The following is a 24,483-nucleotide window of genomic DNA, read 5'->3' as shown; positions in this document are numbered from 1 at the left end:
CTAATTTTAATAACTTGAATTTTTCTCCAACATTTTTTCTGTATTGGTAGCTTGTATTACTCGAAGCCTTACTCTTAAATCTACAATCCATACTCCTAGCATTGTCCATGCAATTACAGCCGGATAGAAAACCAACCTAAGTTTAGAATCCAAATCGTAAGCATTAAAACCGGGATTTCCACCATTACCTGGATGAAGAGAATCGGTAAGTCTTGGTAAGATATAGATAAGTGGAATATAGGCGGCAAAGGCAAATATATTGTATACTGCACTAATTCTTCCTCTTTGCTGCTCATCTTCAAAAACACCTCTTAAAATACCGTAAGCAAAGTAAATTAACAGTCCGACAGCGGCTGCATTTTGTTTTGGGTCGCCACTCCAATAAGCACCCCAAGTAAATTTTGCCCAGATCATGCCTGAAATCATACCTAAAACACCAAACAAAATTCCTGCATTGGCAAATTCAGCAGCATAATTATCGAACTTGGCAAATGGTTTCTGTAAATATTTGATAGAGAAGTACGCCGATGCTCCTAGCATAAGTGTCATTCCTAACCACATTGGCACGTGGAAATACAAATTTCTTACTGTTTCATTGAGGATTACCAAACGGGGAACATCCATAAGAAATCCACCGATTAGTGTATATAACAGCAATACAATAGTTAGCAATTTCCACCAAAGACCTTTAATCTTCATTATATTGTATTGAATACTTTAAAACTAAATTAACTTCGCCAAAGATAAGGAAATAGCATTACTGATGCAGCAATTACAATAGTAATAATTGCCATTATAGTTACAATTTCGTTTACACTGGTACTTCTTGCTAAACCATCCATCGCATTTTTAGATACTTTTATTAGCATAAGTAATAGTGGCAAAACAACTGGTAAACCCATTACAGCCATTAAGGAGCCGTTATTTCCTGCTTTAGAAGCTATTCCAGATATCATTGTAAGTGTAGATGAAAAACCAATTGCACCTATCACTATATTTAAAATAAACAACAGATTGTCTTGAACGGGATTTCCCAACACCAACGAAAATATTAATAATCCGGTAAGAGAAATTACCATCATAAAGCAGGCATTGTAGAGCATTTTGGCGATAATAATTGCCTCTGGACTTGCCAACTGGTAATAGAAAAAGGTTCTCCCCTCTCGCTCCTGCTGAAAACTCTTAGAAATACCATTTACAGCCGAAAACAACAAGATTATCCAGAAAAGTGCATTCCAGGTAATAGCATCAGGTAAACGAAGATTGAAACTAAGGTAGCAAACAAAAACTGTAGAAACGATATAGACAATAATGCTATTAAACGCATATTTTTGCCTCCACTCAAGCATCACTTCCTTTAAAAACAAGGCCTTTACTTCGGCGAGTAAATGATTTCTCATGGCGCAAAACTAGTTCCGCAAATCTGTTTAAACAAGCAGCATAAAAGCCGCAATTCAACTTTTTAGATAATTTTAAAATGATATAATATTAGCCACTTCATTTTCTATTTATCAAAAAATCTTATATACTCGACGACTATATAGAAAATAAACTAACTGAACTATGAAACCACTTCAGGTTAAAGTAAAAATTCCGCAAAAGCAGTATGTAATGTTTTCATACTACCAGTTTTACTCAAAACCATTTATAATTATAGCGCATGCAGTCATTATACTTACACTGATTGCCAATGTAGTTATGTATTTGCAAGGTAACCCACAACCTAACTTTGCTAGAAATACATTTTTAGTAATCTCTGTAACTGGCATTTTACTCCCCTTCTCTCTGTATAGCCAGTTTGTGAGAAAGTACAAAAAAAATCCATTGTTAATGGAAGAGCTGATCTACGAATTCACCCAAACAAAAATTAAAGTAAAAATGCTGGGAAAAGAAAACAGTATGGGTTGGGAAAAGCTTTATAAAGTAAAGGAATTTAAAAGCTGGTTTCTACTGTATACCGATAAATATACAGCTTCATACATCCCTAAAAATTGCTTCGAAGATCAGGAGCAGATCGATCAATTAAAAAAACTAATTAACAATAAAAAAGACCTTAAAAAATCTTTACAAAAATGAGCAAAACAGCATTTATAACTGGAGCTACATCTGGAATTGGAAAAGCAACTGCCGAAGTTTTCGCACAAAATGGTATTAATCTGATTATCTGCGGAAGAAGAGAAGATCGCCTAAAAGAGCTGGCAGAAACTTTAGGCAAATCAGTAGCAGTACACACTTGTATATTTGATGTAAGAGACAAAGAAGCCGTTTTTAAAGCTGTTGAAAGCTTACCTGCCGAATTTAAGCAAATAGATATTCTTATAAACAATGCAGGCAATGCGCACGGTTTAGAGCCTTTAAACGAAGGCAACCCCGACGATTGGGACTCTATGATCGATATTAATGTAAAAGGCCTTTTATACGTTTCTAAAGCCATTATGCCCATAATGGTGGAGCGCAAGTCTGGTCACATTATAAACATTGGCTCAGTAGCCGGAAAAGAGGTTTATGCAAATGGAAATGTATACTGTGCGTCTAAATATGCAGTAGATGCCTTAAACCAAGGGATGCGAATCGATTTAAATGAATATGGAATTAAAGTAGGTGCAATAAATCCCGGTTTGGTAGAAACAGAGTTTTCTATGGTGAGGTTTAAAGGTGATAAAGATAAAGCAGACAAGGTCTACCAAGGACTAGATGCGCTTACACCACTAGATATTGCCGAAACTATTATGTTTATGGTAAGCCGTCCGCCACATGTAAACATTGCCGATTTACTTATTTTCCCAACGGCGCAAGCATCTGCAACAAAAGTGAAAAGAGATTAAAAGTCTGATTCATTGGAAAAATCAATAGAAATCAATTTTCAAACACATTATGAAACTTGGGGCAACCCGGGAGAAGAGATAAAATATATCTGGATTGCCTGCCACGGTTACGGCCAATTGGCAAAGCATTTTATGCGCAGGTTTGATGTGTTAAACCCTGATGAAAACTATGTGATAATTCCACAGGGACTTTCCAGATTCTATCTTTCATCTGACTATACACATATTGGTGCTTCTTGGATGACCAAAGAAAAGCGTGATGTAGACATTCATAATCAGCATCAATACTTAAATGCAGTATTTGAACAGGAAATGAAACAGTTTGAAAACCAAGAAGTGAAACTGGTTTTATTTGGCTTTTCTCAGGGCGTTTCTACTGTTTGGCGATGGGCTGTTCAAAAACGATTGACTTTCTCTAAACTGGTTATGTGGGCAGGAGAATTTCCAAGAGAGCTTAATGCAGAGATGCTCGGCTTTGTTCCAGAAGAAGCTAAGCTTTATTTTGTAATTGGAACTGAAGACCAATATTACGATCCTGATAGAATTCAGCTACTTTCTAAAAAAATGACGCAGCTCTGCAAAAAACCTGAGACTATATTATTCGAAGGAAAACACGAAGTGAATAGAGATATTATTTTGCAAATTGCTTTAGATTAATCCTTATAAAACAAAAAAGACCTGAACGAATCAGGTCTTTTTTTATATCTATTTTAATTGATTGCTTAGATATACTGAGTAAGGAAGCTTTCGTAAAGTTCTTGCTTACCGCTAATAGATTTTGGTTCGCCATTCTCAGCAGCAAGATCTCTTAACGCTACTAAATCTAATTCACCTTTTTCAAAAGCAGCACCTTTGCCAGCATCATAAGAAGCATAGCGCTCAGCTTTCATTTTTTTGTATGCAGATTTAGTTAAGATTTTCTCTGCAGTAATTAAACCACGCGCAAACACATCCATACCAGTAATGTGTGCTATAAACAAATCTTCTAAATCAACTGAGTTTCTTCTGATTTTAGCATCAAAGTTTAATCCGCCAGAAGTTAATCCACCAGACTCAAGAAGAATCATCATCAATTTAGTAGTATCATATACATCATGCGGGAAGTAGTCAGTATCCCAACCGTTTTGGTAATCACCTTGGTTGGCATCTATACTACCTAACATGCTAGCATCAACTGCAGTTTGGATATCATGCTCAAAAGTATGACCTGCTAGTGTAGCGTGGTTTGCTTCTAAGTTTAATTTAAAATCATCTGCAAGACCTTGTGCTTTTAAGAAACCAATTACTGTTGCTGCATCAAAATCGTACTGATGCTTAGATGGCTCAGCTGGTTTTGGTTCGATAAGGAAAGGACCTGTAAAACCTGCTTTTCTTCCATAATCTCTAGCTGCTCTTAAAAACTGACCCATGTGGTCAAGCTCTCTCTTCATGTCTGTATTCAATAAAGACATATATCCTTCTCTACCACCCCAGAATACATAGTTTTCACCACCAAGTTCAATAGTTGCATCGATAGCCGCTTTAACCTGCGCTGCACCATGGCAAAGCACTTCAAAATCTGGATTTGTAGAAGCACCATTCATATAGCGTGGGTGTGAGAATAGGTTCGCTGTTCCCCAAAGTAGTTTTACACCTGTATCTTTTTGGTATTGCTTAGCCATACCAACAATTTCTTGTAGATTTTTCTCGCTTTCAGCCACTGTAGCACCTTCTGGAGCAATATCTACATCGTGGAAGCAGTAGTATTCAGCTCCCAGTTTTGTAATAAATTCGAATGCCGCTTCTAGTTTGTACTTAGCTGCATCCATTGGAGTTGCTCCAGCAGGAGACCAAGGCATAACTCTAGTATCTACTCCAAAAGGATCTGAGTTACCATTACAGAATGAATGCCAGTAAGCTACCGCAAATCTGAAATGCTCTTTCATTGTTTTGCCTGCAATCACTTTATCAGCTTCGTAGAATTTAAAAGCCAATGGATTATCAGACTCTTTACCTTCATATTTTATCTTATCGATATTAGGGAAATATGTTTTACTCATGTTAAAATTGGTTATAATGTGTAATCAGTTTATGTCTGCCACCTAATTGAAAATATTCAAAAGGGAGTACTTCATTGATTAAGTAAATCAACTGTTTTGTTTCTTTATAAATATTGCTTTAGCACTTCTAACCAGTGGTCGTATGCTTCTTTATATTTACCTGCTTCATTTTGGTCTGGTTCAACAGTAAGTACAGTTTGTAGTCCTGAGAAAGCTTCGCTAAATGAAGCATAATGTCCCAAACCTACCCCAGCACCTCTTGCAGCTCCTTGCGAGCCATCTGTGTTATAAAGCTCTACTGCTGCTCCTGTTACGTTGGCAAATGTTTCTCTAAAAATTGGGCTCAGGAACATATTTGCTTTGCCAGCCTTTACAGTATCTAGCTTAATACCCATGTTTTGCATTACTTCGAAACCGTAGTTTAATGCAAACACAATTCCCTCTTGTAAAGCCCTAAACATATGAGCTTGGTCGTGAAGGTTAAAGTTTAAGCCATTTATTTGAGATTTTACGTCTTTGTTACCAAGCACTCTTTCTGCTCCATTTCCGAATGGTAAAATTACCAAACCTCTTGCCCCAACTGGTGCCTTTGAGATTACCTCATTCATTTCTGCATAAGACATCTTATTGAGCCCAGTCATGTTATTCTTAAACCAACTGTTTAGTATACCTGTACCATTTACACAAAGTAACACACCGTAGCGAGGGTTTTCTTTGGTATGGTTTACATGCACAAAGGTGTTTACCCTAGATTCTGGATCATAATCAGGAGAATCTGTAATACCGTAAACCACACCAGATGTGCCTGCTGTAGCAGCCAATTCACCTGGATTCAATACATTTAAAGAAAAAGCATTGTTTGGCTGGTCTCCCGCTCTATAAGTAATCTTAATACCTTGTGGCAAGTCTAACTCTTCTGCAGCTTGCTTAGTTAGTGTACCTTGTTCTGAAAAGGTTTCTACTACATCTGGAATTAAGGCTTCATCTATTCCATAATAATCTAGGAGTTTGTCTGCAATCTTTCCATCTTTAAAATCCCACATTATTCCCTCAGACAATCCTGAAACTGTTGTTTGGATGAGGTTCGTCATTTTCATGGCGATGTAGTCACCCGGCAACATTATCTTATGGATTTTCTCATAAGTTTCTGGCTCATTTTCTTTTACCCACTTCAATTTAGAAGCAGTAAAATTTCCAGGAGAATTTAAGAAATGTTCCAGACAGTATTCTTCGCCAATGCTTTCAAACGCATTGTTACCAATCTCTACTGCCCTACTATCGCACCAAATAATTGATGGACGAAGCACATTCATATCCTTATCAACAGCTACTAAACCGTGCATTTGATAAGTAATACCAATGGCAACAATATCTTCTTTCGGAACTTCATTTACAACCATTTTGGTCGCTGCAACTACGCACTTCCACCACATTTCTGGGTCTTGTTCTGCCCAGCCTTGTTCTGCAGAGTGCAAAAGCATTTCTTCTTCTGGATAGGTAGCCGAAGACAATACCAAACCAGAATCAGCTTCTAGCGCAGTTAGTTTTATTGATGAAGTACCAATATCATAACCTAATAGAATTTTTGAAGATGCCATGATCGATTCTTTAATTAATTTGACTTATAATGTGTAGTTGGCAAATCTCTCAATCTCTGAGCGCTTGTTTCTGGTGTAATATCTCTCTGAGCCTCACCCAACATCTCGTAACCCACCATAAATTTCTTTACTGTAGCTGATCTTAGTAATGGAGGATAAAAATGCATGTGCATTTGTAAGCCTACATAATTTTTATCGTCAGTAGGTAATTGGTGTATACCTGCTGAATATGGGAATGAAGTTTCGAATAAATTATCGTAACAGATGGTAAGCTTCTTTAAAATATCTGCATAGTTAGAGATATCTTCTGATGTAAACTCACCTAAATGTTGCAGTTTTCTCTTTGGTAGAATCATCATTTCGAATGGCCATGTCGCCCAGAAAGGTACCAAAGCAACAAAGCTCTCATTCTCAAATACAATTCTTGTTTTTAACTCAAGCTCGCGATTTACATAATCTAGCAAAAGAATACTTTTATTTTTTTTGAAGTATGCCTCTTGCTGAATTAACTCTTGCTGCACTTCGCCCGGAATGGTTTGCTGTGCCCAAATTTGCCCGTGTGGGTGAGGATTACTACAGCCCATTACAGCTCCTTTGTTTTCGAATATCTGGATGTGATTGATGAAATCCAGTTTAGATAATTCTTCGTATTGCTCTTTCCATAATTGCACAACTTTCTCAATAGCTGGCAATTCCATTTCTGGTAGTGTTAGGTCGTGTCGTGGAGAGAAACAAATTACTCTACAAATTCCTTTTTCACTTTCTGCTTTAAAAAGATCTGGCATGCCCTCGTCTACAGTACCCGATGGAGTATCTGTTATTAAAGCACCAAAATCGTTTTGAAACACATAAGTATCTTTATATTCTGGATTTGCAGTACCATTTATCCGGTCGTTTCCGGGGCATAGGTAGCATTTTGGATCATACTCCGGACGATCTTCATTCCCTCCCTTTTCTACTTGCCCCTGCCACGGACGTTTAGCTCTGTGAGGAGAAACCAACACCCATTCGCCGCTGAGCGCATTGTATCTTCTGTGCGGATGATCTTCTAATATAAATGATGACATAATATTTCTATTTTCAATTTACATGATTAAGGTTTCTTTCATGTATCTACTCGAATAAATACAAAAAGGCAGGCTTGTATTAATCTACAATGCCTGCTCCGTCTACAATGTCAGTAATAAATGTTTTGAGCGGAATACCTATTTCTGCTTTGTAAGCTTCAGAAATTTTCTCGACGTATTCATCAAGGCCTTCTTCTTTTACAATATTGATGGTGCAACCACCAAAACCGCCTCCCATCATTCTAGAACCTAGAATATTGTCTTTATCTAAAGTATATTCTACTAGAAAGTCAAGTTCTTTACAGCTCACTTCGTATTTTTTGCTAAGTCCTTCGTGCGACTGATACATCAGTTTACCAAAAGCTTCCATATCTCCTGCTTCTAGCATTTTACAAGCTTCTAATACTCTGTTGTTTTCTTCTACTACATAAGAGCATCTATAGTAAACTACACTGTCCATTTTAGACTCAAACTCAGCGATTACCTCAAGACTTACATCTCTTAATGTTTTTACATCGCTGTAACCTGCTTTTTTAATTACTTCTACACCAGCTTCACACTCATGGCGGCGCTTGTTATACTCGCTACTAGCCAATGAGTGTGTTACTCCTGTATCGCACAATAAAATTTTAAGACCTTCTTGTTTGAAAGGGAAGTATTGGATATCTAAAGTCTGGCAGTCGAGTCTGAATACTTTACCAAGTTCGCCAAACATACTTGAAAACTGATCCATAATACCGCATTTAACACCAGCAAATTCATGCTCTGCTTTTTGTGCAGTAAATGCTATATCTCTTTTGTTGAGACCAAGACCATATAGTTCGTTTAGTGCAACTCCTAAGCCGCACTCCAAAGCAGCAGATGAAGATAAACCTCCACCAATTGGAATTGATCCAGCAAATACACAATCAAAACCACTTACTTTTAAGCCTTTATCAGCTAAAACTGCTATTACACCTATTAGGTAGTTATTCCACCTTTTTTCTGATTCTTTAAGGCTATTTAGATAGATTTCGTCTTCCTCTCCTAAATCCATTGCATACACTCTACAAATATCACTTTGGTTTGGAGCAATAGCATATACTATTTCTCTGTCGATTGCTGCGGGTAATACAAAGCCGTTATTGTAGTCTGTATGTTCACCAATAAGATTAATTCTACCAGGAGCCCTAAAAAGTTTGGGCTCCTTTTTATACAATTTCTCGAACTGGCTAATAATTGCTTGATAATCCATTTAAATCAATTTTAGTTAACGTATCAAATTACCAGAATATAGCATACAATGCTGCGAGTATACCGCAGATCAATAATGCTCCAATGTTAAACTTAGGACTGGTTTTGAATAATCCACTGCTTAACTCAATGGCATTAGGATGCTCTTTTTCTTTACTCATCAAACTTATGATAATCATTATCACTGCTATAATGAGGAATACAATTCCCATACGGTCGATAAATGGTAAGTCTGGAGTTGCAAATTTGAAAAGAACAGACAATGGAATTGTTAAGATTGCAGCGGCAAATGCAGCGGCAGCAGTAGTTCTTTTCCAGAAGAAACCAAAAACAAATATTGCTAATACCCCTGGAGAAACGAAACCTGTATATTCTTGAATAAACTGGAATGCTTGATCAAGTACACCTAATTGTGGTGCTACTAGTGCTGCAATGAAAAACGCAACTAGAGAAACAATTCTACCTGTTCTTACAAGGTTTGCCTCAGAAGCATTTTTGTTAAAGTAGTTTTTGTAAAGGTCCATTGTGAAAATGGTAGAAGTACTGTTTGCCATAGATGCCAAAGAAGACACGATAGCAGCAGCCAAGGCAGCAAATGCAACACCTTTAAGACCAGTAGGTAACAAGTTTAATAATGCTGGGTAAGCTTTATCAGATTTAATTAAGCCTGTAGCTTCATCAGTTAATGCTGCTTGGAAATCAACACCGATTCTATCCATTGTTAGTTGCAACATATCTGGATTTTGAACAATGATGTAAGCTGCAATACCAGGAATAACTACTATAAGTGGAATTAATAATTTTAAGAAACCTGCAAATAATACCCCTCTTTGCGCTTCGTCTAAGTTTTTAGCAGCAAGCGCTCTTTGTGTAATGTACTGGTTACATCCCCAATAATTAAGGTTTACAATCCACATACCACCAACAAGTACACTTAAACCCGGTAAGTCTAGATAAGCATCTCTTACTCCACCTTTTCCATCCGGAATCATCATCTCTCCTTGTGAAAGTATCATGGAGAAGTGATCTGCTGCTTCTTTTCTAAGTAAGCCTAAACCTGCAAAAGCATCACCTTCACCTACGATGTCTAATGCCAAATAAGTAGTTGCTAAACCACCAGCTACTAAGAAAACTACCTGTACAACATCTGTCCATGCAACGGCTGTTAAACCTCCGTAAATTGAATAAACAATTGCAAAAACTGCTAAACCAATAATTGCATATTGTAAAGGAATTCCCATTACCGTTTCAAGGCTCAATGCACCTAAGTATAGTACTGAAGTAAGGTTTACAAACACGTAAACAAGTAGCCAGAAAACGGCCATCATGGTTCTAACAGTGTCGTTGTACCTCTGCTGTAAGAACTGTGGCATGGTATAAATTTCTTTTTTCAGGAATATTGGAAGAAAGAATTTACCTACAATTATAAGTGTAGCAGCTGCCATCCATTCGTATGTAGATATTGCCAGTCCCATTGCGAAACCAGAACCTGACATACCAATAAATTGCTCTGCTGAAATATTTGATGCTATTAGTGATGCTCCTATAGCCCACCATGGTAAAGATTTACTGGCAAGAAAGTAATCTTTAGAATCTTTTGTATGCCCTTTCTTGTCTTTGGAAACCCATAATCCCAAACCTATAATCACGAGACAGTACCCAATGAAGACAAGTACATCGATAGTTGAGAAATTCATATTTTACTATTTAAAAATTTAGATAATTTGAAATCATTTTTTTAGAAAAATACTAAGAAAAAATTGTAGATTTAAAAGTAAATTAAACTTTTATATTCTCAAAATATATTTCTCTGTAATCGATTTAGATTGCTCTCAGAGCCATTTTTTTCGATTTTTTAAAGCTAAAAAAAAATTACAGAAACCAAGAACATCTTTCAAGTTAATTTTTGTGAACTCTTTATTTTTCTGTGCAGGGCTAGTCTGTTTTTAAAATAAGCCAAAATCCACATGTAACCTAAAAATAAGTACAATACTCAATCGTTGAACTCAATAAAAACCCAAACAAGAGATTACATTCCTGTATTTTTTGTAAAATTATTTTTAAGGCTGAGCACTCAAGGGAATATGACTTTTAGTAATTTCATTCCACCTGAAGAAAAGGTAGAACAATTTACCAATTCTTATTTTAAAAAAATAAATAGCATATTTTTCTATATGCTCCTTATTTTTTATTTTCTTGGTATAGCACTGGCATTTTACTTTCATAACTTTGTGCTGGCTCTTGTAATGGGCTTTTTAAACATTACAATGTTCATTGGAGTAAAAGAAATCTTTCCACCCCGAAGCACTTTTTACAAGTATATCTCTGGGATAACACTGGCACTTTTTTACCTACAATACACGATACAGACCTATGGGCACTTTTATGTACATTTTGTATTTTTCTTATATTTGACCGCCCTCATAATGTTTCAGAACTGGAAGGTTTTACTCACCTTCTTTATTGCCGGCTTATTTATAAACTCCGGAAGCATTCTTACAGACTACATTCACACAACCAATAACATAGAGTACTATTCGCAAAATATTTACAAGGAACTCTCTACTACTGAATGGATAATTACCTATTTGTTTGACTGCACACACTTTCTACTTTGTGTTTTTACTGCCAATTACCTAAAAAGACAAAACCTCAAAAACATTAAAAACAGCATTTATCTGGAAGATCAGCTAAATATAGAAGTAAATACTCAACTCGCATATAACATTTCACAAAACAACCTTGACTCTGAATATGAACTTAAGAAAAATGACCTTATCGGAAAGGCACTTTTCAACATGCGTGAGAACCTCAAAAATATCCATGAAGAAAACAAGATAAACCACTGGATTAACAATGGCATTAGCGCCATTACAGAATCTTTAATCGACAGTAACCATATTGAAGAACTGGCTGATAACATTCTCAATAAAATTGTTAATTATATTGATGCATTGCAAGCCTGTTTCTATATAATTGCTGAAACAGAAAATATAACCGAAACTGCTCATTTAGACTTAATTGGTAGTTTTGGCTGCTCTGCAGATGAAAAAGAAAAGTTTAAAAGCTTTTTAGTTGGAGAAAGTTTAGTTGGAGAAGCTGCCCAACAAAACAAAAGCATTATAATAGATAACCCACCGGAAGATTATGTTCATATTAATTCAGGTTTAGGACAAGCCAAACCTGTTTGTATTATAATAATCCCACTTAAATTTCAAAACTCATTACAGGGGATTATTGAAATTTCATCATTTAAAAAGTTTAAAGAATACGAAATCAGGTTTTTAGAAACCATTGCAGAGAAAATTGCTATTTCGCTTAACTCTGCGAAAGCTAAATTTAAAACCAATCAACTTTTAAAAGAAGCTCAACAACTCAATAACCAGTTAAAAACGCAGGAAGAAGCCATGCGTTTGAACATGGATATTATGTCGAGTACACAAAGCGAAATTGCCCGTATTAACTCCGAAATGGAAGGGACACTCGCTGCCATTAATATGAGCTTGGTTACTGTAGAGTTGGAGACTGACGGTACAATTATTAATGTAAATACTAATTTTAAAAAGCTAACTAGTTACACTTTTCAAGATATTCGTGGTACAAATTTCAACCATTATTTTGTAGATAAAACTAAAAGTGATTTTTGGAGTGAAATATTAAACGATACGATTAAAACTGGTGTGTTTCTTATATTAGATAAGCAGGCTGATGAAAAATGGATAAAAGGAATTTTTACTGTAATAAACAATCAGCAGGGTAAACCGGGTAAAATATTTTTGATGTGTTATGATGTAACAGATGAAAAAAACAATCAGATTAAGCTTGAAGAAACGCTTACACTTTACGAAGAAAAAGAGCAACAACTCAACAGAATGGAAGCGCAAATGCGTAATCAGATTAAATATATGAATACAAAAATAGAAGAAGAAAGTGAGCAATCTACAATGCTAAAACAGTTATTACAGCAAAGAAATGAGCAAATAAAAGCTTTAGAATCAGAACTACTCACCTTCAAAAAAGATGCTTAATGTCTAATTAATAGCGAGCCATCTCCATAACTTAAAAAGCGATAATCTTCTTTTAATGCGATATCGTATACCTTTCGCCAGTCTTCACCAATAAAAGCAGCAATTAGTAAAATGAGTGTACTTTCTGGTAAATGGAAATTCGTGATTAATGCATCACAGATTTTAAAATCGTAACCCGGCATTATCAGAATCTCAGTTTCTCCTGTAATTTCTTCTAACAGATTTACTTCCATATAATCCAATACTGCTTGCAAAGATTCTTTTCTACTCGGCAATTCAGCGTCGTCATACAGATATGGATAGAGCTTTTTAATGAATAAGTTTTGCTCTTCAGCTTCTCCTTTTATTAGTTGAACACCGTACCAATAAATACTCTCCATTGTGCGCATAGAAGTGGTACCAACAGCCAATATTTTCTTAGATTGCAGTAAGTTCTCTATGTTGTACTTGTAAACTACAATCTGTTCGCAATGCATTTCATGCTCTTTGATGTTGTTTACTTTAACTGGTTGGAAAGTTCCAGCACCCACATGCAACGTTAATTCATCGAGCAATCTACCTTCAGTTTTAAAAGTTTCTAGCATGTTATCTGTAAAATGAAGACCAGCTGTAGGAGCTGCTACTGCTCCTTCCTTTTTGCCATAAACTGTTTGGTATTCGGTTTCATCAATATCTTCTGCGGCTCTGTTTAAATATGGCGGCAAAGGTGTATTTCCAGCAGCTTCAACCACATCAACAAAATTTAAGTCTCCACTTGCCGAATCTGTTTGATTCCAACTAAATTTTACCCAACGCTTGTCCCTATTTACAATTTGCACATGCAATTCAACCTCTTTCCCATCAACTACTAATTGCCTGCTTAATACCTGTCCGTCTTTCCAGCGCTTTAAATTACCAATGGTGCAAGCCCAAACAGCATCATTCTTAACCAACATGGCTTCTTGTACAATGCGAGTCGGTTGCTCAGGATGCAATAGAAAAACCTCTATTATCGCTCCCGTATCTTTTCTAAAATGCATTCTGGCAGGCAACACTTTGGTGTTGTTAAAAAACAGGCTGTAATTCTTATCCAAAAAGCTACCTAAATGCTTAAAAGTATCGTGAGAAATTTCTCCATTTTTATACACAAGCAGTTTTGCACTATCTCTTTCTTTTAAAGGATAAGCTGCTATTTTTCCTTGCGGTAACAAGTATTGGTAATCTTCAAGCTTTACATCAATCTCTTTCACTGAAATACTTCTTAATTAATCTAACTATTATAATTTTTTAATTCTACTCATTGCCAAATTGTTTCTGTAAATTCCATTGTACAACCTAACTTTGAAGCGAACAAAATTTATCTGATATAAAATATGTACAAAGTTATCCGTTCATTCCTATTTTTCTTTCCTCCAGAGCAGATTCATCACTTTACATTCAGTTGTATTAAGTTTTTATTTAAAATTCCGCTAGTTAAACCAATCTACAAAGCTATTACACAAAGTAATTCACCAGAATTGCAAGTGGAAATTGATGGTTTAAAGTTTCCGAACCCTGTAGGTTTAGCTGCCGGTTTTGATAAAGATGCCCGATTGATAGAAGAACTATCGGCACTGGGCTTCGGGTTTATCGAAATAGGTACTGTAACCCCAAAAGGCCAGCCGGGAAACCCTCAACCTCGCTTATTTAGAGTAAAAGCTGACGAAGGTATAATTAACCGTATGGGTTTTAACAATGAAGGTGTTGAATCGGCAGTAAATAGATTAAAAAAGGTGAAAGATAAAAGTATTGTGATTGGTGGGAACATTGGCAAAAACAAGATTACACCAAATGAAAAAGCTGAAGAGGATTACCTCATTTGCTACAGAAGTTTATACGAATATGTAGATTATTTTACAGTAAATGTAAGTTCACCAAACACTCCTAACTTAAGAGAATTACAAGACAAAGAACCGCTAACCAAACTATTAAACCTAATACAAGCGGAGAATCAAAAGCAAATAAAGCCAAAACCAGTATTTCTGAAAATTGCACCTGATCTTGCAGATAGCCAGTTAGATGATATTATTGAGATTGTAGAAGAAACAAAGATATCTGGAATAATTGCAACCAACACAACCATAAGCAGAGCCAATTTAATTACTTCTAAAGATACAATTGACCAAATAGGAAACGGAGGGTTGAGTGGAAAACCACTAACTGCCCGATCTACAGAAGTGATCAAGTACCTTTATGAGAAATCTGGAAAAAAACTCACCATTATCGGAGTTGGTGGAATCCACAGTGCTAAAGATGCAATCGAGAAGTTGGAAGCAGGAGCTTGCATGGTACAGCTATACACTGGATTTATCTATGAAGGGCCAGGATTGATAAAGAAAATCAATAAAGAAGTGAAAAAATATAAAAAAAACACTAACAGACTTGCAGGTTAAAAACACTTGGTTTTTAAAATGTTCGAATACGAACATAGCTATCACGATAGCGGACAGGTAACTTTTAATAGAAAAAATGAAATTAAATATAATTAATTGACATTCAGATACTTAAACTCACTGGCACAACCCTTGGTAAAATCATCATGTGTCAAATTAATTTTCTTGTAACGATATAGATTATAAGTTTAAAATATTTGATTGTTGTAGTTTTAATAATTGTGGTTGTTAAAAGCCGTTTCTTTGAAGCGGCTTTTTCCATTTATAAGCTTAAATATTTTTAATCTTTATCGTATTTTTTCTTCATGTACAGAAATGACTCATTTATTAACTCTTTCAACACTTTCATATCCACATCTTCTAACTTATTAATATATAAGCAAGATTTGCCAGTTTTGTATTTTCCCAGTTTACTCATTAGTGTTTCGTATCTATCGAAACCGGGCATAATATAAATTGTAAGATTTTGCTTGCGAGGAGAAAAACCCACCATAAAAAAATCACCTTCTCTTCCACTCTCATACTTATAATGATATTGACCAAAACCGACAATACTTGTCCCCCACATTTTTGGATATAGACCTGTAACCTCTTCCATAATTTTAAGAGTAGAAAAACCATCCTTTTTACGCTTTTCATTCTCTATTGAATTTATAAATTTCTTTACATCACCATCATTCAAAGTAGTTTTCATATCAGATTTTGCCATAGCTCAATATTTTTAAAAGTGAATAATCATATTAAAATTAAGTAGGCAGATCGTAAAAGAGTTACGAAGTTTTAATTGGGATGGATTTAGGGGGAATGTCTTAAGGAATACCCAATAAAAAATCCGATTAGGAAATTGATTCCCAATCGGATTAATTCAATAAATATATTTTTAAATATGATCTTTCTTAATGCGATTCGTAAACAAGTTCTGGTTCTTCAACTTCCATATAACCATCATCATTCAACCTAACTAATTGAACTTGTTTTAGCTCATTAACTAATAATGGATCGTACTTAGCAGTTACTCTGATGTAGTTTTCGGTAAAACCGTGCATCATTCCATTTTCAACATCATTCTCGAAAAGCACTGTTGCTTGACCACCTATATGTTGTTCATAAAAAGCTCTCTTCTTTTTGTGAGAAAGACTTCTTAACATTTTTGAGCGCTTCTGTCTGGTTTTCTGTGGAACAGCACCTTCCATATCAATTGCCGGCGTATTTGGTCTCTCTGAATATGTAAATACATGCAGATATGAAACATCCAACTCATTAAGGAAATGATAAGTATCCAAAAAGTCCTCTTCTGTCTCTCCTGGAAAACCAACAATTACATCTACACCAATACAGCAATGCGGCATAAGTTCTTTAATTTTGGCAACTCTGTCGGCATATAATTGTCTCTCATACCTTCTGCGCATTAGTTTAAGCAGCTTATCGCTACCCGACTGCAAAGGAATATGGAAATGAGGCACAAACCTTTTAGATTCAGCAACATACTCAATAATATCGTTGCTTAGCAAATTGGGTTCGATAGAAGAAATACGGTAACGTTCAATACCTTCTACTTTATCTAACTCTTTTACCAAATCATAAAAACGGAATTGCCTTCTGCCTTCTACAATACCAAAATCGCCCAAATTAACTCCGGTTAAAACCACCTCTTTTACTTCGGTAGCAGCAATTTCTCTGGCATTTACCAATACACTCTCAACAGTATCGCTACGACTTTTGCCACGAGCCAATGGAATAGTACAAAAAGTACAATTGTAATTACAGCCATCTTGTACTTTTAGGAAAGTTCTGGTACGGTCATTCATTGAATAACCACTTATAAAAGAATTAGCCTCTGTTACTTCAGAAGCAAACACTTGAGCCTTTTCCGGTTTTACAAATCCATCGAGTAAATCTAATAGTCTAAACTTCTCGGCTGCACCAAGCACAGCATCTACACCCGGAATTTCGGAGATTTCTTTGGGTTTTAATTGAGCATAACAACCGATAATAGATACATAAGCATTTGGTGAAATAGCTTTTGCTTCTCGCACCACTTTACGACATTTCTTATCAGCATTATCTGTTACAGAGCAGGTATTGATAATGAATATATCAGGAGTGTCTGAAAAAGAAACCTTCTTATAACCGCGCTCTTCAAACATTCGGGCAATGGTAGAGGTTTCCGAAAAATTTAATTTGCAACCTAGGGTATAAAAAGCTACTTTCTTCATTTTAATTATTTTTTAAGCTGATAGAATATATATCTATCAGCAAACACCTTTTTACCTGTTTTATGTTTCTTGTAATAGATAAAAAGGTGTTTTTTGAAACAATTTGCAAAGTTAAAGAAAATGTAGCTTACCTGAAATAGCTATGGCATATATCAGCTATTTCTGAATGTCTGAAAGATTCTCGGCAGCACTTTCGAGCATGCGGTATTGAAACTCTTCTAAGTTTGTTTCGAACATAAAATAGGATGTATTCTTATTTGTAAGTGCTCTTGGGTCGAGTCTCAACCTATATCCTTCCCAGTTTTCGCTCTCGTTTTTTCGGTGGTAACGCAAAAACTCTTTACCATCAAAAGCAAATTTGATTTGGCCTTTGCTGTAATTTATTATCAGTTGATTCTTCTTGAGCATGATTTGACCACAGTTTTCAACTACGGTACGATATTCAAACATATCATCCTGATTAAAGAATATCACATTGTTTTTCTTTTTCACATATGATATCTCATGGTTATCTAAGAATTTACGAGCGTCTTCTGTAATCTGAAATGGTTCCAAAGAAATTGCAGAAAAAAAATAAGCAGTAAGTAAAAAAAATGCGATTTTCATATTTATTACAGTTTGAGTTAACATTAATTGTATGTAGATAAAAAACTTTCAGAAAAAATTAATTACAAAAAATAAGGGTACTCTTACCACAATTAAGTTAGTAAAAATACCCATAATCTTCAATATTTAATGATCTATTCTTCTTTTTGTTAAGTATTATTATACGATTAATGACATATACTCACACTGTGCGCATGATTTGCCTTAGGACTGATATAAGGTATACCCAAGTTTAAGCCTCTCATAATAAATAAAACACCCAAGCATACAACTACAACTGGTAAAGACTTACGCACAAAGATTCTAAAGCCTGGACCAATTAGTTTTCCGAGATAAGAAACCAGCAACATCATAGGCAAAGTACCGAAACCAAAAGCAGCCATATACAGTGCCCCATCAGCCACACTGCCAGCTGCAACTGCGCCAGCAATGCCTAAATACACCAAGCCACATGGCAAAAAACCATTTAGAAAACCAATTAAAAACACAGTATGTATACTCTTTTTACCAAGCAAAAGGCCCATGTTTTTTTTGAGTTTCCCGATAAAGCCCGAAATCATAAAATTGAAATTAAAAAAGCGTTTCAGGCTGTATGGTACCACTACAGAAATTACAATAAGTGCCCCCAATACAATTGACAAGTTTTGCTGAGTACTCCATATAGCTACTCCATAGCCAACAGAACCAAAGAAAGCACCCATTAATGCATAGGTAGAAATTCTACCAGCATTGTAAATAATTCTGGAAAAAAACGCGGCAGAACTTCCTTTGCCAATTACAGGAACAGCCAGTGCAATTGGTCCGCACATACCAGCACAATGCAAACTACCTAATGCACCAATAGTTAAAGCAGTCCAGAGTTCCATAACAGTTTACTTATTGAATGTAAAATGGTTCTTCAACAAAATAAGATTTACCATCCATCTCCCACTCCAATTTTACTCGGTAGTATCCTTTGGTAATCTTATCTGTATTAATTTGCTGCAAACCTTCTTCATTTATAGCAATATCAAATTGCTTATCAAGCCCAGAGTCGGAGGGTCTGAAAAGATAAATACTACCCTCAAGATCTTTCCCCACCATATCGGTTGGGAAAGAAATCTCAAGAGCTTCATTAATCATTCTCATACTCACGCGACTATTTAGGCTATTTGTATTCTTAATTTCATCTATTCTATTCTGATATGCCAACTCCTCTGCATAGTAATCTTCTGTTACCAGATGAATATTTTCTTTAGTGCTGCTGAATACAGCAAATAATATAAATGCAACAAAACTGGAAAAGAACAAAGCAATTCCGTAACCCCAGTGAAATTTAAAAGTGCTCATTTTAATATTCTTTTAGATTTTAATTGAACTTAGATTTATTTAGCAGGTCCCATAAAATTTGTCGAAACAGTTTCTATGAGTTTTCCTTCTGAGTATATACCAATATCTATTTTGGTTTTTAATTTGGTAAGAACATCTCTATCGAGTATCACAAACATTGCCTGTTCGGTAACTCCTTGTTTATCAACTACTAGCTCATTACCAACCAGCTTAATTTCTCCATTAAGAGGCTCGTCCATCAGTTTTACATCTACTGAAAGCGCATGATTAGTTTTATTGATAATCTTGATGTTATACAAGTTGCTAATCTTGTTATCGCCTTGGTCTTGGAACAGCATACCCGGTGTTCTAAGAATAGTGGTTTCAACCTCGGAGCGGGTAATAAGTAATATAGCAACAAAAGCAACTAGCAATGTAAGTACTCCTGTATAAGCCCAAGAGCGGGTTGACATTTTAAAAGGAGTCTTTTTAGCGATATTCTCTTCTGATGCATAGCGAATTAAACCTGTTGGCTTACCAATTTTGTCCATTACGCTATCGCAGGCATCCATACAAGCAGTACAGTTAATACATTCGAGCTGTGTACCATTTCTGATATCTATACCTGTCGGACATACATGTACACATTGGTGGCAATCAACACAATCGCCTTTGCCTAAAGCTGCTCTATCTTCTTTTTTTCTGTATCTTCCTCTTTCTTCTCCTCTTACATAATCATAAGCTACTACTACAGAATCTTTATCTAATAGCACACCTTGCAGCCTACCATAAGGACAAATAGTTGTACAAACTTGCTCTCTTAATACAGCAAATACAGTATAAAATGCAGCACTAAAAATTAAAATGATACCTAAACCGGCAAGGTGCTCAGAGGGAGGATCGGTAATAATAGTTAGCAATTCATCTATACCAATAATGTATGCTAAAAAAGTATTTGCAATAAAAAAGGATATTAGATAGAAGATGGCAAACTTAGTCCCTTTCTTCATTATTTTTTCTGAATTCCAAGGTTGGCTACTAAGCTTTTGCTGTTTCTTCCAGTCACCTTCTATTAGGTATTCTATCTTTCTGAATACCATTTCCATAAATATGGTTTGGGGACAAACCCAGCCACAAAAAATTCTTCCGTAAACTACTGTAAACAGTACGACAAACAATACAATCGATATAAGACCCAGGGCAAACAAATGAGAGTCTTGTGGCCAAAAAATCTGACCGAATATTACAAACTTTCGTTCTAGAATATTCAGCATTAAAAGAGGCTCGCTACCAATTTTAATAAATGGTCCGGAGAATAAAAATGCCAAAAGCAAATAGCTTACAAGCGTTCTTTTATTATAGAATTTACCCTTTGGTTTTTTAGGGTAAACCCAAACTCTTTTACCTTCCTTGTCAATTGTTGAAAGGGAATCTCTGAAACTTGAGACTGGTTCTTCTTCATATATCCCTTGCATGATTTTAATGGTTTTAGTTATTTAATGTTAGTAATAATATCACAAATGTTCATTTATTCATGTGTTACGCCTAAATGTGCCGCACTCTTATAAGTGCGGCTTAGATGATATTTCTGCTAGTAAATGCTATATTTAGTTTACCATAGAGATGTTGTTATCTTCTACAGTTTTATTACTACTTACTGCGTCTGTAGAGCCTTCGGTTGGCTCATACAAATCGCCTTGAGGATCTTTCGGGTTTGGAGGATTTGTTCCCACCAAAGTAAGAATATAGCTTGCTACACTCTGCATCTGTGATGGACTCAACTGTGTTTTCCATGAAATCATACCTTTTTCGGGCACTCCGTATTTTATGGTTTTAAACACATCTTTAATATCTCCTCCATGCAACCAGTAGTTATCTGTCATGTTAGGTCCAACTCCACCTTGTCCTTCCTTACCATGACATGCCGCGCAGCTAGTTTGGAAAATTTGCTTTCCTTCTGCTAAGGCAGATTCATCGCTAACAGCTACTACATTTAGCTCATCTATTGAGTTAGCTTTTTGTGCCATAAAAGCCTCAACTTCTATCCTCGCCTCTTCCATTGCTGTAAGATATTCTTCTTCTGAAGATGGACCAGCATCAGATAAGTGATAAATACCGATATAAATAGCAGCAAACAGAATTGAAAGGTTGAACAACATTTTCCACCACGGTGGCAGGTTATTATCTAACTCTATAATGCCGTCGTACTCATGGTCTGTCATAATTTCCTCTTCTCTATCTACTGGTACAGCATCTTGTAATTTGCTTGCCCACTTCTCGAAGAAACTAACAGATTCAACTGCTTCAGCACCTTCAGCTTCTTCAACTCCAAACAAAATGCTCTTCATTTTAAGAATTACAACTATGAGCACAAGTCCGATTAAGATGAGTATAATTTCAAGCGTTAAAATCATCCATAGAAATGAATCGTTTGAAGCCATTTCTTTTAAGCTACCGGTTGCAGTGTCAGCCGCGGTAGCAGAAGATGCCCCCCACAACAATGCAGCACCCATTGCAAGCAACTTCTTATTAAGTAAAATTCTAAATATATTTTTCATTGTCAGATCAATTTTAAATAAGCATCCTTGGCCAACTATTCATCTTCGAGTGGTAAATTTCCCATCTCCTGTATCTCGCTTTTAGATATCTTCATCACGTAAATGAACATAACTACAAAAAATACAAAGAAGATTGTTAGAGAGATTACTGGGTAGATTTCTATCCCGAAGATGCTCTCCATATGATGTTTTACAAATTTTAACATGGCAATATTTTTAGTGCCGGGCTCACACCCGGCTGTTATGTTTAAATTTTAGTTAATTGCAGTTGCACTTGAAGTTTTTTCAGCTTTTATATCTGTTCCAAGTCTTTGTAGGTAAGCGATTAGTGCTACAATTTGCTTGTCGCTACTTACTTCAATTCCTTGGCTTTTTAAGTTTTCAGATATAGCTGCTGCTTGTTTTTCAAGGTCTGCAATTGATTGCTCTGCATAACCTTCTGCATATGGTACACCCAATGTCTGCATTGCTTCAATTTTAGTTGGTGTTGAAGCTTTATCGATGGTTTTATCGAACAACCAAGGATAAGGAGGCATAATTGAGTTTGGTGACATAGACTCCGGATCGAGCATGTGGTTGTAGTGCCAAGAATCTGGATACTTACCTCCTACTCTGTGCAAATCTGGACCAGTTCTTTTAGATCCCCACTGGAATGGGTGATCGTATACAAACTCCCCTGCTTTAGAATACTCGCCGTAACGCTCAGTTTCTGATCTAAATGGTCTGATCATTTGTGAGTGACAGTTGTAGCAACCTTCTTGCAAGTAAATATCTCTACCTTGTAACTCTAGTGGAGTATATGGTTTTACACTGGCAATTGTAGGTACGTTAGACTCTACTAAGAATGTTGGTACCATCTCTACAATACCACCAATCAGAATCATAATTAAGCTAAGAATTAATAACTGAACTGGTTTTCTTTCGATGCTACGGTGCCAGAACTCGTTGTGAACGTGTTCAATCTCATTAGTAAGTGCTGGTGCAGATGCAGTTTCTTCTGAAATAAACTTACCAGCTTTAGCAGTTGAAACTAAGTTGTAAACCATCACGATTACACCAGTTAGATAGAATGCTCCACCTAAAGCTCTCATTGCGTAAAGTGGTTTTAGTTGAGTTACAGTTTCTAGGAAGTTAGGGTAAGCCAACATACCTTCTTGAGTAAACTCTTTCCACATTAAGCTTTGAGTAAAACCTGCCCACCACATTGGTAATACATAGAATAAAATACCTAGTGTGCCAATCCAGAAATGGAAGTTTGCAAGCTTTGTTGAGTGTAGTTTTGTTCCATATAGTTTAGGGATTAACCAGTAAAGCATACCGAATGTAAGGAAACCGTTCCAACCAAGACCACCAACGTGAACGTGTGCGATTGTCCAGTCTGTAAAGTGGGTAATTGCGTTGAAGTTTTTTAATGAAAGCATTGGACCTTCAAAAGTTGACATACCGTATGCTGTAACTGCAACAACTAAGAATTTAAGAACTGGATCTTCTCTTACTTTATCCCAAGCACCACGTAATGTTAATAAACCATTTAACATACCACCCCAAGATGGAGCGATCAACATAATTGAGAATACAGTTCCTAAAGATTGAGCCCAGTCTGGTAAAGCACTATATAATAAGTGGTGAGGACCAGCCCAAATGTATATGAATATCAGCGCCCAGAAGTGAATAATTGACAAACGATATGAGTATACTGGTCTTTTCGCTGCTTTTGGAACGAAGTAATACATTAAACCTAGATAAGGTGTAGTAAGGAAGAATGCCACCGCATTGTGTCCATACCACCATTGTACAAGAGCATCTTGCACACCAGCATACCAAGAGTAACTCTTCATTATGCTGACAGGTAATTCAAATGAGTTAACTAAGTGGAGTACTGCAACTGTTACAAATGTGGCTATATAAAACCAAACAGCTACATATAAATGTCTTTCTCTTCTTTTAAGGATAGTACCGAACATGTTCCAGCCGAATATTACCCAAATTACAGTAATAGCGATATCTATTGGCCACTCTAGTTCGGCATATTCTTTACCAGTTGTTAAACCAAGCGGTAATGAAATTGCAGCAGCCAAAATAATTAATTGCCAACCCCAAAAATGGATATTGCTAAGTTTATCACTAAACATTCTGGCTTTTACCAGCCTTTGCAATGAATAATATACCCCAGTGAAGATACCGTTACCAACAAATGCAAAAATTACAGCATTGGTGTGCAATGGTCTAAGTCTTCCGAAGGTAGTAAATTCAATTCCTAAATTAAGTTGTGGGAAAACCAATTGTAGCGCAACTATAAGCCCTACCAGCATCCCTACAATGCCAAAAACTACAGTGGCAATGGCAAATTTTCTTACGATCTCGTTATCGTAAGAAAACTGGTCGAATTTAATATCAACCTTACTTAGTTCCGGATTTTTCATAGTTCTCGTCGTCAAATAAAATTCTTATAGATGGTGTGTAGTCATCGTCATACTGTCCATTATGAGCAGCCCATAAGAAAGCACCAAGAAATCCCACTGCTACTACTAAGCTTACAATAATGAGGAGGAAAATAGCACTCATACACCTGTTTTTTGGGAGTTAAACAATTT

General features: G+C 35.9%; 22 protein-coding genes. 5 read left to right on the top strand and 17 right to left on the bottom strand.

Features of this window, described 5'->3' with window-relative positions:
• Positions 1-6 precede the first annotated feature (6 nt).
• Entirely contained in the window at positions 7-693 is a 687-nt protein-coding gene (gene ccsA / locus OQ292_RS15410) for a cytochrome c biogenesis protein CcsA (RefSeq protein WP_284686012.1), read from the bottom strand.
• A gap of 35 nt (positions 694-728) precedes the next feature.
• Positions 729-1,400 carry a heme exporter protein CcmB gene (locus OQ292_RS15405; protein ID WP_284683032.1) on the bottom strand — a complete coding sequence of 224 codons (672 nt, stop codon included), beginning with the start codon at positions 1,398-1,400 and terminating at the stop codon, positions 729-731.
• 163 nt (positions 1,401-1,563) lie between these two features.
• On the opposite strand from OQ292_RS15405, the gene OQ292_RS15400 reads away from it, so the two are divergent.
• Genes OQ292_RS15400 through OQ292_RS15390 form a run of 3 tightly spaced genes read left to right on the top strand, consistent with a single transcriptional unit; the run spans position 1,564 to position 3,482 of the window.
• Positions 1,564-2,076: a YcxB family protein gene (locus OQ292_RS15400; protein WP_284683031.1), complete on the top strand. Its 513-nt coding sequence runs from the start codon at positions 1,564-1,566 to the stop codon at positions 2,074-2,076.
• Positions 2,073-2,825 carry an SDR family NAD(P)-dependent oxidoreductase gene (locus OQ292_RS15395; RefSeq protein ID WP_284683030.1) on the top strand — a complete coding sequence of 251 codons (753 nt, stop codon included), beginning with the start codon at positions 2,073-2,075 and terminating at the stop codon, positions 2,823-2,825. The genes OQ292_RS15400 and OQ292_RS15395 overlap by 4 nt, the downstream gene beginning before the upstream one ends.
• A 12-nt stretch (positions 2,826-2,837) precedes the next feature.
• A complete protein-coding gene (locus OQ292_RS15390; protein WP_284683029.1) occupies positions 2,838-3,482 on the top strand; it encodes an alpha/beta hydrolase in 645 nt (214 codons plus the stop codon).
• Positions 3,483-3,547: 65 nt separating this feature from the next.
• Here OQ292_RS15390 and xylA read toward each other — a convergent pair whose 3' ends face one another.
• The 5 genes from xylA to OQ292_RS15365 form a co-directional block, all read right to left on the bottom strand.
• Positions 3,548-4,864 (bottom strand): xylose isomerase, encoded by a 1,317-nt coding sequence (gene xylA, locus OQ292_RS15385; protein WP_284683028.1) that lies wholly within the window; start codon positions 4,862-4,864, stop codon positions 3,548-3,550.
• Between the two features lie 104 nt (positions 4,865-4,968).
• Positions 4,969-6,462 (bottom strand): xylulokinase, encoded by a 1,494-nt coding sequence (locus OQ292_RS15380; protein WP_284683027.1) that lies wholly within the window; start codon positions 6,460-6,462, stop codon positions 4,969-4,971.
• A 14-nt stretch (positions 6,463-6,476) separates the two neighbouring features.
• Positions 6,477-7,529 (bottom strand): UDP-glucose--hexose-1-phosphate uridylyltransferase, encoded by a 1,053-nt coding sequence (locus tag OQ292_RS15375; protein ID WP_284683026.1) that lies wholly within the window; start codon positions 7,527-7,529, stop codon positions 6,477-6,479.
• A 79-nt stretch (positions 7,530-7,608) separates the two neighbouring features.
• Complete coding sequence (galK, locus tag OQ292_RS15370) at positions 7,609-8,763, bottom strand: galactokinase (RefSeq protein ID WP_284683025.1); 1,155 nt, start codon at positions 8,761-8,763, stop codon at positions 7,609-7,611.
• A gap of 28 nt (positions 8,764-8,791) precedes the next feature.
• Positions 8,792-10,459 (bottom strand): sodium/sugar symporter, encoded by a 1,668-nt coding sequence (locus tag OQ292_RS15365; RefSeq protein ID WP_284683024.1) that lies wholly within the window; start codon positions 10,457-10,459, stop codon positions 8,792-8,794.
• Between the two features lie 729 nt (positions 10,460-11,188).
• On the opposite strand from OQ292_RS15365, the gene OQ292_RS15360 reads away from it, so the two are divergent.
• Positions 11,189-12,790 carry a GAF domain-containing protein gene (locus OQ292_RS15360; RefSeq protein ID WP_284683023.1) on the top strand — a complete coding sequence of 534 codons (1,602 nt, stop codon included), beginning with the start codon at positions 11,189-11,191 and terminating at the stop codon, positions 12,788-12,790.
• Here the strand turns inward: OQ292_RS15360 and OQ292_RS15355 are convergent.
• On the bottom strand, positions 12,787-14,019 hold the full coding sequence (locus tag OQ292_RS15355) for an S-adenosylmethionine:tRNA ribosyltransferase-isomerase (protein WP_348970584.1): 1,233 nt from the start codon (positions 14,017-14,019) through the stop codon (positions 12,787-12,789). The genes OQ292_RS15360 and OQ292_RS15355 overlap by 4 nt on opposite strands.
• Before the next feature lie 123 nt (positions 14,020-14,142).
• Between OQ292_RS15355 and OQ292_RS15350 the strand changes: the two genes are divergently transcribed.
• Complete coding sequence (locus OQ292_RS15350) at positions 14,143-15,201, top strand: quinone-dependent dihydroorotate dehydrogenase (RefSeq protein ID WP_284683022.1); 1,059 nt, start codon at positions 14,143-14,145, stop codon at positions 15,199-15,201.
• Positions 15,202-15,481: 280 nt separating this feature from the next.
• Here the strand turns inward: OQ292_RS15350 and OQ292_RS15345 are convergent, their stop codons facing one another.
• From OQ292_RS15345 to ccoS, 9 genes are all read right to left on the bottom strand, one after another.
• Positions 15,482-15,910, bottom strand: coding sequence for a DUF1801 domain-containing protein (locus tag OQ292_RS15345; protein WP_284683021.1), 429 nt, complete (start codon positions 15,908-15,910; stop codon positions 15,482-15,484).
• A gap of 187 nt (positions 15,911-16,097) precedes the next feature.
• Positions 16,098-17,417 carry a tRNA (N(6)-L-threonylcarbamoyladenosine(37)-C(2))-methylthiotransferase MtaB gene (gene mtaB, locus OQ292_RS15340; RefSeq protein ID WP_284683020.1) on the bottom strand — a complete coding sequence of 440 codons (1,320 nt, stop codon included), beginning with the start codon at positions 17,415-17,417 and terminating at the stop codon, positions 16,098-16,100.
• A gap of 156 nt (positions 17,418-17,573) precedes the next feature.
• On the bottom strand, positions 17,574-18,023 hold the full coding sequence (locus OQ292_RS15335; RefSeq protein WP_284683019.1) for a hypothetical protein: 450 nt from the start codon (positions 18,021-18,023) through the stop codon (positions 17,574-17,576).
• Between the two features lie 167 nt (positions 18,024-18,190).
• Complete coding sequence (locus tag OQ292_RS15330) at positions 18,191-18,889, bottom strand: sulfite exporter TauE/SafE family protein (RefSeq protein ID WP_284683018.1); 699 nt, start codon at positions 18,887-18,889, stop codon at positions 18,191-18,193.
• A 10-nt stretch (positions 18,890-18,899) separates the two neighbouring features.
• Positions 18,900-19,352, bottom strand: coding sequence for a FixH family protein (locus tag OQ292_RS15325; protein ID WP_284683017.1), 453 nt, complete (start codon positions 19,350-19,352; stop codon positions 18,900-18,902).
• Between the two features lie 35 nt (positions 19,353-19,387).
• A complete protein-coding gene (gene ccoG / locus OQ292_RS15320; protein ID WP_284683016.1) occupies positions 19,388-20,806 on the bottom strand; it encodes a cytochrome c oxidase accessory protein CcoG in 1,419 nt (472 codons plus the stop codon).
• Positions 20,807-20,938: 132 nt separating this feature from the next.
• Positions 20,939-21,889, bottom strand: a complete 951-nt coding sequence (locus OQ292_RS15315) for a cbb3-type cytochrome c oxidase N-terminal domain-containing protein (protein WP_284683015.1) — start codon at positions 21,887-21,889, stop codon at positions 20,939-20,941.
• 254 nt (positions 21,890-22,143) lie between these two features.
• On the bottom strand, positions 22,144-24,312 hold the full coding sequence (gene ccoN, locus OQ292_RS15305) for a cytochrome-c oxidase, cbb3-type subunit I (protein ID WP_284683013.1): 2,169 nt from the start codon (positions 24,310-24,312) through the stop codon (positions 22,144-22,146).
• Positions 24,290-24,454, bottom strand: coding sequence for a cbb3-type cytochrome oxidase assembly protein CcoS (gene ccoS, locus OQ292_RS15300; RefSeq protein ID WP_284683012.1), 165 nt, complete (start codon positions 24,452-24,454; stop codon positions 24,290-24,292). Before ccoS ends, ccoN begins: the two co-directional genes overlap by 23 nt.
• Positions 24,455-24,483 lie beyond the last annotated feature (29 nt).

Source organism: Chondrinema litorale (genome assembly GCF_026250525.1).
In the GTDB taxonomy this organism is placed as follows: Bacteria; Bacteroidota; Bacteroidia; order Cytophagales; family Flammeovirgaceae; genus Chondrinema; species Chondrinema litorale.
Note: the sequence above shows the minus strand (reverse complement) of the source record. Positions and strands in the feature narration are given on the sequence as shown.

Coding starts and splice junctions, on each gene's coding strand:
- OQ292_RS15405 (WP_284683032.1), bottom strand. CDS start 1,400: ATGAGAAATCATTTACTCGCCGAAGTAAAGGCCTTGTTTTTAAAGGAA.
- OQ292_RS15400 (WP_284683031.1), top strand. CDS start 1,564: ATGAAACCACTTCAGGTTAAAGTAAAAATTCCGCAAAAGCAGTATGTA.
- OQ292_RS15395 (WP_284683030.1), top strand. CDS start 2,073: ATGAGCAAAACAGCATTTATAACTGGAGCTACATCTGGAATTGGAAAA.
- xylA (WP_284683028.1), bottom strand. CDS start 4,864: ATGAGTAAAACATATTTCCCTAATATCGATAAGATAAAATATGAAGGT.
- OQ292_RS15380 (WP_284683027.1), bottom strand. CDS start 6,462: ATGGCATCTTCAAAAATTCTATTAGGTTATGATATTGGTACTTCATCA.
- OQ292_RS15375 (WP_284683026.1), bottom strand. CDS start 7,529: ATGTCATCATTTATATTAGAAGATCATCCGCACAGAAGATACAATGCG.
- galK (WP_284683025.1), bottom strand. CDS start 8,763: ATGGATTATCAAGCAATTATTAGCCAGTTCGAGAAATTGTATAAAAAG.
- OQ292_RS15365 (WP_284683024.1), bottom strand. CDS start 10,459: ATGAATTTCTCAACTATCGATGTACTTGTCTTCATTGGGTACTGTCTC.
- OQ292_RS15360 (WP_284683023.1), top strand. CDS start 11,189: ATGTTTCAGAACTGGAAGGTTTTACTCACCTTCTTTATTGCCGGCTTA.
- OQ292_RS15350 (WP_284683022.1), top strand. CDS start 14,143: ATGTACAAAGTTATCCGTTCATTCCTATTTTTCTTTCCTCCAGAGCAG.
- OQ292_RS15345 (WP_284683021.1), bottom strand. CDS start 15,910: ATGGCAAAATCTGATATGAAAACTACTTTGAATGATGGTGATGTAAAG.
- mtaB (WP_284683020.1), bottom strand. CDS start 17,417: ATGAAGAAAGTAGCTTTTTATACCCTAGGTTGCAAATTAAATTTTTCG.
- OQ292_RS15335 (WP_284683019.1), bottom strand. CDS start 18,023: ATGAAAATCGCATTTTTTTTACTTACTGCTTATTTTTTTTCTGCAATT.
- OQ292_RS15330 (WP_284683018.1), bottom strand. CDS start 18,889: ATGGAACTCTGGACTGCTTTAACTATTGGTGCATTAGGTAGTTTGCAT.
- OQ292_RS15325 (WP_284683017.1), bottom strand. CDS start 19,352: ATGAGCACTTTTAAATTTCACTGGGGTTACGGAATTGCTTTGTTCTTT.
- ccoG (WP_284683016.1), bottom strand. CDS start 20,806: ATGCAAGGGATATATGAAGAAGAACCAGTCTCAAGTTTCAGAGATTCC.
- OQ292_RS15315 (WP_284683015.1), bottom strand. CDS start 21,889: ATGAAAAATATATTTAGAATTTTACTTAATAAGAAGTTGCTTGCAATG.
- ccoN (WP_284683013.1), bottom strand. CDS start 24,312: ATGAAAAATCCGGAACTAAGTAAGGTTGATATTAAATTCGACCAGTTT.
- ccoS (WP_284683012.1), bottom strand. CDS start 24,454: ATGAGTGCTATTTTCCTCCTCATTATTGTAAGCTTAGTAGTAGCAGTG.